The organism is Mucispirillum schaedleri ASF457 (assembly GCF_000487995.2).
Classification (GTDB): domain Bacteria; phylum Chrysiogenota; class Deferribacteres; order Deferribacterales; family Mucispirillaceae; genus Mucispirillum; species Mucispirillum schaedleri.
The window spans coordinates 1,203,920-1,217,577 of the sequence record NZ_CP097562.1 but is presented as its reverse complement, the minus strand read 5'-3'; the positions used below and the strand labels follow the sequence as shown (position 1 = coordinate 1,217,577).

The 13,658-nt window shown below is 32.2% G+C and carries 10 protein-coding genes; 2 read left to right on the top strand and 8 right to left on the bottom strand.

Features of this window, described 5'->3' with window-relative positions; translation table 11 throughout:
* Window positions 1-166: 166 nt before the first annotated feature.
* Complete coding sequence (locus N508_RS05710; protein ID WP_023275446.1) at window positions 167-1,651, top strand: glucosyltransferase domain-containing protein; 1,485 nt, start codon at window positions 167-169, stop codon at window positions 1,649-1,651.
* A gap of 143 nt (window positions 1,652-1,794) precedes the next feature.
* On the opposite strand, the gene N508_RS05705 is transcribed toward N508_RS05710, so the two are convergent.
* The 8 genes from N508_RS05705 to pheA form a co-directional block, all read right to left on the bottom strand.
* On the bottom strand, window positions 1,795-3,468 hold the full coding sequence (locus N508_RS05705; RefSeq protein WP_023275445.1) for a S1 RNA-binding domain-containing protein: 1,674 nt from the start codon (window positions 3,466-3,468) through the stop codon (window positions 1,795-1,797).
* Window positions 3,465-4,304, bottom strand: coding sequence for a 4-hydroxy-3-methylbut-2-enyl diphosphate reductase (gene ispH, locus N508_RS05700; RefSeq protein WP_023275444.1), 840 nt, complete (start codon window positions 4,302-4,304; stop codon window positions 3,465-3,467). The genes N508_RS05705 and ispH overlap by 4 nt, the downstream gene beginning before the upstream one ends.
* A gap of 89 nt (window positions 4,305-4,393) precedes the next feature.
* Window positions 4,394-5,053: a (d)CMP kinase gene (gene cmk, locus N508_RS05695; RefSeq protein WP_023275443.1), complete on the bottom strand. Its 660-nt coding sequence runs from the start codon at window positions 5,051-5,053 to the stop codon at window positions 4,394-4,396.
* A gap of 13 nt (window positions 5,054-5,066) precedes the next feature.
* On the bottom strand, window positions 5,067-6,347 hold the full coding sequence (gene aroA / locus N508_RS05690; protein WP_023275442.1) for a 3-phosphoshikimate 1-carboxyvinyltransferase: 1,281 nt from the start codon (window positions 6,345-6,347) through the stop codon (window positions 5,067-5,069).
* A gap of 445 nt (window positions 6,348-6,792) precedes the next feature.
* Window positions 6,793-7,617: a prephenate dehydrogenase gene (locus tag N508_RS05685; RefSeq protein WP_023275441.1), complete on the bottom strand. Its 825-nt coding sequence runs from the start codon at window positions 7,615-7,617 to the stop codon at window positions 6,793-6,795.
* A 2-nt stretch (window positions 7,618-7,619) separates the two neighbouring features.
* The gene (gene aroF / locus N508_RS05680) at window positions 7,620-8,639 is read right to left on the bottom strand and encodes a 3-deoxy-7-phosphoheptulonate synthase (protein ID WP_023275440.1); all 1,020 of its coding nucleotides are present in this window, start codon (window positions 8,637-8,639) and stop codon (window positions 7,620-7,622) included.
* 23 nt (window positions 8,640-8,662) lie between these two features.
* Window positions 8,663-9,760 carry a histidinol-phosphate transaminase gene (gene hisC / locus N508_RS05675; protein WP_023275439.1) on the bottom strand — a complete coding sequence of 366 codons (1,098 nt, stop codon included), beginning with the start codon at window positions 9,758-9,760 and terminating at the stop codon, window positions 8,663-8,665.
* Window positions 9,761-9,762: 2 nt separating this feature from the next.
* Entirely contained in the window at window positions 9,763-10,833 is a 1,071-nt protein-coding gene (gene pheA / locus N508_RS05670) for a prephenate dehydratase (RefSeq protein WP_023275438.1), read from the bottom strand.
* A gap of 173 nt (window positions 10,834-11,006) precedes the next feature.
* Here pheA and N508_RS05665 point away from each other — a divergent pair, with 173 nt between their 5' ends.
* Window positions 11,007-13,646, top strand: a complete 2,640-nt coding sequence (locus N508_RS05665; RefSeq protein WP_023275437.1) for a tetratricopeptide repeat protein — start codon at window positions 11,007-11,009, stop codon at window positions 13,644-13,646.
* Window positions 13,647-13,658 lie beyond the last annotated feature (12 nt).

Sequence of the window (13,658 nt, the reverse complement as noted above, 5' to 3'; positions counted from 1 at the left end):
TATATTATACACTGCTTTAATATATAATTTAGATTTTTCGCCTTTAAAAATCAGGCTCAAAATGACTTAGTCCAATTTTTTTGGATAAGTCCAAAATAAATATTTTTATTGACATTCCCCCCCCCATGATATAATCCCCTTGATTTTATTAATAAAGGTGCAGGCAATGTATAAATGCTTAGAAAAAGTTAATACAAGCATATATAATACAGGAATAAATATTCAGGAATTTTTTAAAAAATATAGGGATGTTTTAATAATATCTTTTATTTCTGGCATATTAATTAATTCCATAGACATATTCACCTTTAAATTTGGAGTAGATTCTGCTTATGGTCCTTATACTGAACAGTTTGTAATGCAGCGTTATGGGTCATTAATATTACATAATTTATTTCCTTTTCTTTCATACAATATTATTTCTCAGCTTACTGGTGTTATATCATTAATCTTTGCAGCCCTTATAATAATATCCCGCCATAATGTATCTAACACTGGAAAAAATTTATTTATTATTATTTTTATAAGCTCCACTTATTTTACATATTTGCAGCATTTCTTTTTTCAATCTGCTTATAACTTTATTGGCTTATTATTTGCTGCTGCAGCATTTAGATTAATAGAAAATAATAAAAATATTTTTATGTATTTACTTGCTGTGTTTTTGCTTTTTATTGGTGTTTCATCTTATCAATCTAATGTATCAGTCTTTTTATCTGTTATGATGTTAAATGTAATACTTAATTTTATAAATGATAAAAATATAGAAAAAGCATTTATGTTAATTATTAAAAGCACATTGATATTATTAGTATCACTTATAATATATTATATAGTTTATAAAATGGGTACAGTAAAAATAAGAAGTTATTTTACTGACCAAATTCTCTGGGTTATAGATAATGCTGATTATAAAGAAATAATTATTAAAATAACTAAATTTATATTTATTAATATATGGTTTTATTTATATACTGCTGTAACAGTTTTATATGCAGTGTTTAATTTCAAAAAAATAAAAGAAAGATTATTTTTTATATTTTTATCTATTCTTTTTATTTTAGCTGTTTATTCTTTAATAATTTTAATGGGTAATATTAATACTGAAAGAACAAGGACACCACTTGCTATTTTTCCAGCATTTATATTTTTACTATTATATATTTTTAAGGATAATAATATATTAAAAAGCATTGCTGTGATATTTGCATTGATAATTATATCAGTTAATACATCAAGTAATATAAAACTCCAAAACACAGCCAAACTTATGTATGAACAGGATAAAATGACAGCTGCTAAAATACTTGATATTATATATACAAAATATCCAGAAATATTTAAAGGTGAATATAAGATAGCATTTTATGGAAGCATTACACCTAATAAACATTATTTAAAACAGTCATCTGGCTCATTAGCTTATACTTCTTTTTTCTGTTGTGGCAGATTAATGCCGCATAGAATTTATGGTTTTTTAAGACTTATGGGGCTTCCTGAAAAAATTAAACTAAACAGCATTATAATTAATAAAGATATATCTCGTGCACCTGATGACTTAAAAAAACTAATTGAAAGTATGCCCGTATATCCTTCGTCTAACTGTGCAGAGCTTTATGAAGACACTGTATTTTTAAAATTAAGCGATTAGTATAGTAAATTGGAAATATAAAATTTTAGATAATAATTAAATACTGCTTATTTGAAAATAAAGTATTGAATGTATATTTTGATAATATAAAAAGGACTTAAATCACTTTAAGCCCTTTATTGATGGTTTATACATAAACTAATCTATTTATCAAATTTATCCATGAAAATATTTCCAAAGCCTGTTTCAATATTTGTTTCCATTTTTTTCATATACTCTTTTGTTTCTCTGCGTTCTGAATCCTGCAGATATTTTTTAATAGAAAGAATAACCTGTTTTTCTTTGTTATCTGTTTTGATAACTGTTGCGGTTACAGTATCGCCTGCATTATACTGGTCTAAAGATGCTTTTGCAGGGTCTAATTCACTTGCAAAAATAATACCTTTCATTTCAAGCGGAAGTTCCACTTCAAGCCCCTGTTTATTTACAGCTGTAATTTTTACTTCAACTGCTTTACCCTGCGGCAGAAGTTTTGTTACTTCTTTCCATGGGTTTACTTCTAACTGTTTAATACCTAAGCTGATACGCTCTTTATTTTCATCAATGTGTAAAATTTTTGCTTCAACTACATCACCTACACTGTATAGCTCATTTAAATTTGCAGGCTCTTCTCTCCATGATATATCGCCTTTGCGAACTAAACCATCTAAAAAGCTGCCAAAATCTACAAATAAGCCAAAATCAGTTATATTTTTAATAGTCCCTTTTACAATAGAGCCTTCTGGATTTTCTTCTTTTAAAGTTTTCCATGGGTTATCTATTAAATCTTTAACACTCATAATAACTCTTTTACGCTCGTTATCATAGCCAGTAACTCTGCCTTCTACTATATCTTTAATGTTTAAAGTAGATTTAGTGTTTTTAAGCCAGCCGATTTCTTCGTTTGGAACAAATCCGTCAATACCTGGAGCAATTTCTACAACATAGCCTGCTCTTTTTCTTGCAACTACAGTGCCTTTCACACTAGAGCCTTCTGGATAATTTTTTGCAGCATCATCCCATGGGTCCTTTTGCAGCTGTTTCACACCAACAGCAACTTTACCAGCCGCTTTATCAATTTCTAATATCACAACTTCTAAAACATCATTTTCTGCTAAAAATTTTGCAGGATTTTTTACTCTGCCCCAGCTCATTTCATTTTTATGCAGAAATCCGTCTATACCGCCAAGACTGATAAATGCACCATAATCTTTTAATGTTTTAACAGCACCTTTTATTTTATCGCCAACATTATATTTTTCAAAAAATTCGCTTTTTAATTTTTTTGCTTCATCAGATAAATACTGACGAGGGGAAACTAAAATTGACTGTCTTTTACCACCATGTGCTTTTAATATTTTTGCAAGAACTGTTTTATGCAAAAATTTTGCAGGGTCTATATTTTTTAAATGAATATCAATGTGTGTTTCTGGGATAAATGCTTCAATCTCTCCAACTTTGCCACGGTATCCTTTTACTTTTTCAGTGTTGACATATTCTGTGATTTTAACTTCAACAGGTTCACCGTTATTTTCTTTTTCTTTAATAGCACTCCAGTCGCCTTTAGCGTTGATTGCTTTTTTTGATAGAAAAACGCCGTTATTATTCATTTTAACGATACTAAGTTCAACTTCATCGCCAACATTCTCATCTTCTAATTCTGAACGATTAACTACACCTTCTGTTTTGTAGCCAAAATTAATAAGAGCAGTATCCCCCTTGATTTCTACAATAGTGCCTTTAACTTCTGCACCTGTGTGATATTGCTGGAGAGACTCTTCAAAAAATGACTCAAAATCTTCCATGCGTTCTTCGTTTTGTCTGTTTTCATTACTCATCTTGCGACCTCTAAAATGTATTCACGCACCTTTTCAAGCAGATATACAGGAGTGCTTGCTCCTGCTGTAAGCCCAACTTTACTTATATTTTGAAACATTTCTACTGATAACTCTGAAACTGTTTCTATATGATAAGTATGTGGACAAATCTCTTTACAAAGGTGGTAGAGCCTTGTAGTGTTAGCACTGTTTTTACCGCCGACCACTATCATTACTTCCACTTTTGATGCTACTTCAATAGCAGCTTCCTGCCGTTTTTCAGTAGCTGAGCATATTGTTCGTGCTATGGAAAGCTCGCTGCATTTTTGCTTTAATTTTTCTGCACTTTTTTCAAATATGCTTATGCTTTGTGTTGTCTGGGCTAAAAACCCATATTTTTCCACATAATCAAGTGCATCAACTTCTTCTGCACTTTCTATAACTTTATAGGGAATATCTATATAACTGACAATACCTTTTACTTCTGGATGGTCAGACTCCCCAAGGATAACTATATAATCGCAGCTTTTAGATAACCTTGCTGCAGCTCTTTGTGCTTTTTTTACAAAAGGACAGGCAGCATCTACCACATTACCAGCATTTTCTATAAGAAATTCTGCTTCTTTCCTTTCTATACCATGGCTTCTTATTACCACAGACATATCTTTTGATACTTCATCAAGAGATTTAACAGTTGCAACTCCTGCATCTTTGAGCTCCCCTACAACCTGCGGGTTATGTATAATAGGACCAAAAGTTACTACTGATGAGTATTCTTTTGCAGCATCTTTTACTATATCAATAGCACGCTCAACACCAAAGCAAAAACCTGCATAGCGTGCAACCATTATCTCCATTAATGCTCCTTTTCAGCTATGGTATGGATTGTTATTTTATACTAATTTTTTTCATTTGGCAAATAAAATAGAATATTTTATATTACTTTTTATTTTTTATTTTTATAAGATATTATCATTTCTCCAATTTTATCTGCCACCTGCTCTAATGAAAGCCCTGTTGTATCAAGCAAAACTGCATCTTCTGACTGTAAAAGCGGGCTTTCTTTTCTACTCATATCCATTTCATCTCGTTTTTTTATTTCTTCTAATACTTTTGCATATTCTTCATTTTGTTCCATACTTTCCCATTCTTTAAAGCGTCTTTTTGCCCGCTCTTCTGGGCTTGCTGTCAAATATATTTTAATATCAGCATTAGGAAGCACAACAGTAGTAATATCTCTGCCTTCCATAATTACATCACTGCCTTCTGCAAAAGCCTGCTGTTTCTTCACTAAAATTTTTCTAATGTCCCTGTTTGATGCAGCAAAAGCCACCTTAGCAGAAATCTCAGGCATGCGTATTTCTTTTGTTAAATCATATACATTATTATCATATTTTACAGATATTTTTCTTCCATTATCTTCTAAAATAAACTCTGTATTTCCTGCTTTTTCTACAAGGTTATCTTCTCCAAAATGGATACTAATCCATGCTATGCTTCTATACATTGCACCAGTATCAATATATGTAAGAGAATATTTTTCTGCAATTATTTTACATACTGAGCTTTTACCGCTTCCTGCTGGTCCGTCTATTGCTACCTGCATAATCTCACCTTAATTATTTTTCTTCCAGTGATAATAAATCACCAATAAAATCAGGATATGAAACATCAAGCGATGCAATATTATCCATAAGAACTTTTATGCCAAACTTTTTAGCAAGAATAATATTTACCATAGATATTCTGTGGTCATCATAAGCTAAAAGTTTTGCTTTTTCAGGCTCTTTTGTAAGTGGATATATTTTTAATCCATCTTCATATTCTTCTATTTCTGCTCCTAACTCTCTAAAATTATTTATAAGAGCAGCTATCCTGTCTGATTCTTTAACACGAAGTTCTTTTGCATCTCTAATTTCAAGTGGAGCTTCACCAAAAAGAGCAATCATTGCCAATACTGGAATTTCATCTATCATATTTGCAATAATATCACCGCTTACTTTTCCGCCTTTTATTTTTGCACTTTTTATATATATGCTGCCTATTGGTTCATATTCATTGCTTGTGATTTCATATTTTACATCAACACCTAAATCTTTTAAAACATTTAAAAGTCCTGTTCTGCTTGGATTTAAACCACAGTTTTCTATAACTATTTCAGAACCTTCAAAAATAAGCCCTGCACCAATATAAAATGCAGCAGAAGAAAAATCAGCAGGAACATCAAGCTGGGTATATTGCAGACTGCCACCATGGACAGTTATTTTTCCATCATTATTTTCACATTTTATACCAAAAGCCTGTAACATTCTTTCTGTATGGTCCCGTGTTGCTGTTTTTTCTATATAGCTTACAGCTCCTTCTAACTGCACCCCAGCTAAAAGCACTGCACTTTTTACCTGAGCAGATTTTGTTTCAGCAGTAATCTCCCCTGCTTTCATGTCAGCAGGAAGTATTGTTGCAGGCAGTAATTTATTATTATCCTTAGCTTTAATAACAGCACCTAGTTTTGCAAGCGGGTTAATCACTCTTGCCATTGGTCTGCGTAAAAGTGATGCATCCCCTGATAAAACTGAATAAAAACTGCATGGTGCAAGCACACCCATAACAAGACGAGCTGTTGTACCTGAATTATCACAGTTTAAAATATCATAAGGCTCTTTGAAATTTTTAACACCTTCTGAGTGTATAAGCAGTCTTGAAGTCTCATTTACAATATTTACCCCTAACTGCTGCATAATCTTCATAGTAGCAAGAGTATCTCTTGAAATAAGTGGATTTCTTACAACAGTAACACCATCTGCCATACTTCCCATAATTACTGCTCTATGTGTAATAGATTTATCTGCTGGAACTTTTATATTTCCTTTAAAACATTTGCATTTATCAAATGTAATCATAATTAATCTCCTATTAAAAATTTTGTCCTTGAAGTCATTTTGAGCCTGATTTTACAGGCGAAAAATCTCATATTATATATATTACAGCAGTCTATAATATATTTAAACTATCCGTGTTTATAGATATTTCGCTATATTTCAAGCTCAGTATGACTTAATTTACTTTAAATTTTTAAACTCATAACTATATTTTCTTTCCATATAAGCTCATTTTATGGATTAGTCCAACTTTTTTAGGTAAGTTCAAAACACATTGCAATAATGTCATACCGAGCCAAAGGCGAAGTATCTAGATTATTAAAACTAGCAAATTTAACCAGATATGTAAAAGTTATTGCAAATAAAATATTCTAAAAACTGCAAGCTGTTTAAAACAATATCAAAAAGTTATATTAATATACAAAATAAAAACATCTGTAATTTGCTTATTAGATGTATTTTTATATTAGAGCTTCCTGCGTTCTCCACTTACTTCTTCTATTTTATCAAAAAGCATTTTTTTATTATCATCTTTTATCATATTTTTCCAAATAGTAATATTTTTTTCTAAATTTTCTACACATTCAAGCAAAGCTTTTTTATTATCCATAAAAATATCGCTCCACATCCAAGCATCGCTTGCAGCAATACGGGTAAAATCTCTAAACCCACCCCCTGCAAATGAAAGTGCTTCCTTATTTTTATTTAAAACAGTATCCATTAAGCAAAAAGATATTAAATGTGGAAGATGACTTATATTGGCAAAAATTGTATCGTGTTCATAACTTGTCATTTTACATACCTGCATATTTATAGACTTATGCAGTTCTTCAAGAGCATTATCAAGCTCATGATACCCCATAGATGTGAGTATATGTTTTGCACCATTATATAAATCTTGTTCTGAATTTGTAAACCCGCTTGTTTCTTTGCCTTTGATAGGATGACCGCCGCAAAAGTAAAGATTATTATTTTTTGCAGCTTTTAAAATAGTAGTTTTTGTGCTGCAGCCATCTGTTACAGCTTTTTTATATTCTGCCTGCCCCAGCATTTCAATAAAACAAACTGCTGACTGAACAGGAATACATATATATAGTAAATCAAGGGGGAAATTAATAAATTTTTCAAACTCATCAGTTACCCCTTCAAATATACGGCTTTCAACTGCATGAAATAGCACTGACTTATTTACATCAAAACCGTAAACTTTTATACCTTTGCAGGCAAAGGCTTTGGCAAAAGAGCCGCCAATTAAACCTAAACCTGCAATTCCTATATTTTTAAAATACATAATTATTTTGCAATTTCCCTGCCTACTGCTTTTGCAATAATTTCAACTTTATCTATTACTTCACAGTATTGGTCTGGTGTTAGTGACTGGTCGCCATCACTTAATGCCTCATCTGGATTTGGATGCACTTCAAGCATTAAACCATCTGCACCTGCTGCAACAGCAGCAAGAGCCATAGGACCAATACATTCAATTCTGCCTGTTCCATGACTTGGGTCTACAATTATAGGCAGGTGAGAAAGGCTTTTAATTGCAGGAACACAAGCTAAATCTAATGTATTTCTTGTATATGTTTCAAAAGTTCTAATACCCCTTTCGCAAAGAATAATATTAGAGTTTCCCTCTTTTGCTATATGTTCGGCTGCTAATAAAAACTCTTTTATAGTAGCACTCATGCCCCTTTTTAAAAGAACTGGTTTTTCCTGAGCTCCCACCTCATGAAGCAGACGGAAATTCTGCATATTTCTTGCACCAATTTGAATAATATCTGCATATTCTGAAACAATGTCTAAATCCCGCGGGTCTGTAAGCTCTGTAACAACAATCATACCAAACTCATCTGCTGCTTTTCTTAAATATATTAAGCCTTCTGGTCCCATACCTTGAAATGAATATGGACTTGTGCGTGGTTTATATGCACCACCTCTTAATATTTTTGAGCCTTTTGCACTTGTTTTCAAAGCTATAGTGTGTGCCTGTTCTAAACTTTCCACAGAGCATGGTCCGCTCATAACAGCAAGTTCTTTGCCACCTATTTTAACACCCTTTATGTCAATAACAGTATCTTCTTTTTTAAATTCACGGCTTACAAGTTTATATGGTTTAGAGATAGGAATAATCTCATCAACACCAGGGAATGTCTGCACCTGTTTGCCTTTTAAAAGTGATTCATCACCTATTGCTCCAATAACTGTTCTTTCTACCCCTTCAGAAATAGTCAGTCTATAACCACATGTTGTTAAATGGTCAGTTAAATTGCCTATCTCTTTTTTTGAAGCATCATGTTTCATTACAATAATCATAGTATAACTCCCTAAAATCTTTATTACTTATTTAAAACTTTTTTTAATGCACTGATAAATGTTTTATTTTCCTCATCCAGCCCTATTGATACTCGGATATATTCTTTTAATCTGCTGCCGCCTAAAAATCTTACGATAACACCCTCTTTTAATAAGTCATCAAAAACTTTTCTGCCATCACCCACTTTTATAAGCATAAAGTTTGTATCAGTTTTTACATACTCTAAACCCATAGCAGTGATTTCTTTATATATATATTCTTTGCCTGCTTTATTTAAAGCCACAATTTTTTTAATATGCTCTTGGTCTTTAACTGCTTCTGCACAAATAATTTGAGCAGCTGAGTTTACATTAAAAGGCGGACGAACTCTGTTTATTAATGATATACATTCTTTATCTGCTGCTAAATAACCACACCTGATAGATGCAAGCCCATAAGCTTTTGAAAAAGTTCTCATAGTCATAAGGTTATTATACTTTTTCATAAGCATAAATGCATCAGGATATTCTCCCTCTGCAAATTCAATATATGCTTCATCAAGCACAACAAGCACATCTGGGGAAAGCCTGTCCATAAAATCAGTAAATGCCTTTTCACCAAAAAGAGTGCCTGTTGGGTTATTAGGATTTGCAAGCATAATAAAGCGTGTTTCATTATTAACAGCATTTAATATATTATCAAAATTAATAGAAAAATCTTTGTTTGTTTCCACCCATCTGCAGCTTGATTTTAAACTGCGGGCAAGCAGCTCATATTCAGAAAAAGATGGACTTGGTGCAACCACATGGGTATCAGTTGACAAAAATGCCATATATAAAAGCTGGATAATTTCATCACTTCCTGCACCGCATACAATATTATCAATATCAACATTATGAAATTTTGCAATTTCATTTCTTAAATAAAAGCTGTCGCCTATTGGATACCTTGTTATTTCCTTTTCATATTCTTTTAAAGCAGCTGTTGCTTTTGGACTTGCTCCGTAAGGATTTTCATTAGATGCAAGTTTTATAACTTTTTCTATCCCCAGCTCTCTTTGAAGCTCTTTTACTGGTTTGCCCGGAACATAAGCTGATAGCTCTAACAGCCCATCCCATACTAATGATTTATAATCTGCCATAATTAAAATTCTCCTTTTGGATATGAACCCAGCACTTTTGCAATAGGTGTTTTTTCTATAAACTCATCTAATACTTTCTTTATTTCAGGGCTGTCTTTATGACCATCTATATCTGTATAAAAAAGATATTCCCATGGTTTTTGTTTAGATGGCCTGCTTTCAAGAGTGGTCATATTAATACTGCCACGCTTAAATATTTCAAGCACATCATATAAAGCACCTGATTTATGGTGAACGCTGAACATTAATGATGTTTTATCATTACCTGTTGCTTCCTGATGATTTTTGCCAATAACCACAAACCTTGTAAAGTTACCTGCTCCGTCTTCTATATGCCTTTCTATAACTTTTAAATTATATACTGCTTCTGCAAGCTCACTGCCTATTGCTGCAACTGTTTCATCATTTTGTGCCATTTCTGCAGCAAGTGCAGTAGATTCGCATGGAATAAGCTCTGTATCTGGAAAGTTTTTAGCAAGCCATTTTGAACACTGCCCTAGTGGGCTTGGATGAGAATATATTTTTTTTATATCTTCTTTTCTGCCAGTTTTATTAAGCAGATTTTCTGCAATCTCCACATACACTTCCCCCATAATAATAACATCGCTGTCCATAAACATATCAAGGGACTGGTTAACTGCACCTTCAAGAGAGTTTTCAACAGGCACAATACCATAATGCACATGACCTTTTTCCACCCCCTGAAATATCTCGCCAATATTTCTAACAGGGATAAGTTTTGCTGACTGACCAAACCTTTTAACTGCTGCCAAATTAGAAAAAGTGCCAACAGGTCCTAAAAAAGCAACACGCACTTCTTCTTCTAAACATAAAGATGCACTCATTATCTCACGAAAAACATTTCTTAAAGAATGCTGCGGAAATGGACCTTGATTTTCTTCTTTTAAGCGGGCATATATCTGCTCTTCTCTGGAATTAACCCATACAGGCGAGCCTTCCTTTTTCTTAATTTCGCCAACTTTGATAACACAGACGGCACGCTTATTTAAAAGTTCCAGTATCTGGCTGTCTATATTATCAATTTCTTCTCGTAAATCTTTTAAAGTTTTCATTTGAGAAGTTTAGCAAAAGATTTTTAAATATTCAATTAAAATATAAAAATATCTTTAAAATTTTTTTATATGTATATTAATTTTGGAAATCTGACGATAAAGTTTATAGAAAAATCATAAATGTATTAAAGTTTTTCTTGTAATATTATTGAAAATATGTAGTATTATGTATTATGATGAGAAAGTTTTGTTTAGTAATAATTATCCTTATGATAAGTTTCAGCAGTCTTTATGCTCAGCAGCTTTTTTTAAGAAAGGATAAATATTTTACAGAAGTATATTTAAAACTTGATAAAAAGAATATCAAAAACATTGAAAAAGGCACAAATCAGGTAACTATATCATTTCAAAGCAGTATTAAGCAGCCTTTTTCTCAAGATATTAATGATGACTATGTATCAAGCATACATGGAAGCGGCAGTAGTTTTGTAATCAATATTAAGCCTGACGCAGAATTTTCTATTGTTAATGATACTACAGGTATTAAGATTATCGCAACAAAATCTAAAACTAACGAAGATACTCTTTCAAGCTATGGTGTAGCAAAGCCGCTGCTGTCTACTAAATCTCAAGGGCTTGAAGATAAAAATATGCAGGATATGCTTGACCAGGCAGATAGATATATAGCATCAAAGCAGTTTGGGCAGGGAGCACAGGTGCTGCAGCAGATACTTGCTTCTACTCAAAATGAGTTTTATAAGCAGGAAGCCATATATAAGCTTGGTGAAACATATCTTTTAATGGGGCAGTATGACGGGCTTTACTATACAAGTGCTTATGAAATATTTGATGAGTTTGTAAAACTTTACCCTGATAACTTCCGCACTCCTGATGCTCTGCTTAAATCAGCAGAAGCAAAAGTTGATGCAAACCAGCAGTTTGAAGCTATAAATACATACTTAAAAATATATAATACAGTGCCTGATTTAGAAACAAAACGAGATGCTTTGAAAAAAATGGCAGAGCTTTATAAAAAAGTAGGTCAGGTTGAGAAAGCAATAGAAACATATCTTTCATATCTTCGCAATTTTAAAACAGACCAGAATATGATTAATGGGGAAGTTGGGCAGATGTATTATGATATGAATGAAGAAAACTTAGCCTTTGAATATTTTTCCACATTAAATATTGATGAGCTTTTAAATAATCCAGATATTACTCTTGCACGCCTTAATGCTGTGGCAGATACTTTTTATAAAAAGAACAGGCTGGATAATGCATTAAAACTTTATACATATATATATGAAAAATATCCAGATGATTCATCAGCTAACACTGCAATTTTCAGGTCAGCATCAATACTGCATAAAACTGGCAGAGATACAGATGCAGACCAGCTTTTATTAAGGCTTAAACAGCTTTATCCTGATAGAGAAAGCGGTCAAAGAGCAACTATTGAATATGCAGAAAAATACTTAAATACAAAACCTTATGAATACTGGAATAAGTTTTTTGAAGATTTATTTACAAGGCCAGATTCTTACGGACTGCATGAGCAGGCAAAATATATGCTTATTAAAACACTGTATAAAGAAAACAGAATGGCAGAAGCTGTTGATATGATATCAAACTTTTTAGGCATGTATCCTGAAAGCAGGTATTATGAAGAGCTAAACACTATAAAAGAAGATTATATGTTTGCTCAGCTTTCTGATGTATATAATAAAAAAGATTATATTACAGCAGAGCCGCTTATAAACAGGTTTAATACAGAATATCCAGACTCTAAATATAAACCAAGAACAGATATTATGCTTAATGAAATAAAATATGGAAAAATAGACGGCATTTATAAAAATAATGATTATAAAAGTGTAATTTCTTTTGCAGAAGCACAGCTTGCTTCACCAGACCCTGAAAAATATGGAGATAAGGCAAGGTGGGAAGCTCTGCTTGATGAAGCCACATATAAAGATATTAATGTAATATACGGCTCTAAAAACTACCCTGCAGCAAGAGCAGGTGCTAAAGAATATTTTGAGAAATTTAAAAATGGCAAATACAGGAAAGAAGTTTCTGCAATATTAGAAAATGCTATGCTTAAACCATTGGAAGAGTCATATAAATCTCTTGATTATCCATCTGTTGTGCAGCTTTATGATGCAAATTCTGACTGGATAAGCTCATGGAATAATAAAGCCTTTAAAGATAAAATAAAAACTATGGTTGCTATGAGTGTTTACAGGCTTGGCTCACCAAGTAAAGCAAGAACATTTTATGCAGAAATTACACCAAATCCTGCTAATATGAATTATGCTGTGCTTGGCTATCTTTTAGGGGACAAAAACTTAAAAGCAGATGTTAACAGCTTTGATAAAGATACATTTAAATATATTACAAGCGAATTAGAACAGCTTGATACTGATATGGCAGTGTCACTGCTTGATAAATATACAAGAGATAAAAAATATGCACTGAGCTTAAAATATTCTCTTGCGAAAAATATACCAAGTGATGCTAAACGCCAGCAAATCCTTATGAGTATATATGATACTATCAGGCAGGATGCAGGTGCAAGGTTTGAGGGCAGCAATAATGTTTATATGGATATAGGCTTAATTTTTTACAGAAAAAATGACTTTAAAAATGCAGTTATTCCATTAAAACAGTTTACAGACAGCTATAAGGAAAAAGATGACAGGCGGGCAGAAGCTTTATACTATCTTGGTAAATCATTTATTAATATGGGCGATATTCAGCGTGGATATAATTATTATAATGATATTATATCAAATATTCCATCAAGCATATATGCAGGCATCGCAAAAGGTGAGATGGAAGAAGATGAATGGCGTAAAAATCTTAATAAATAATGTGTGGTAAGG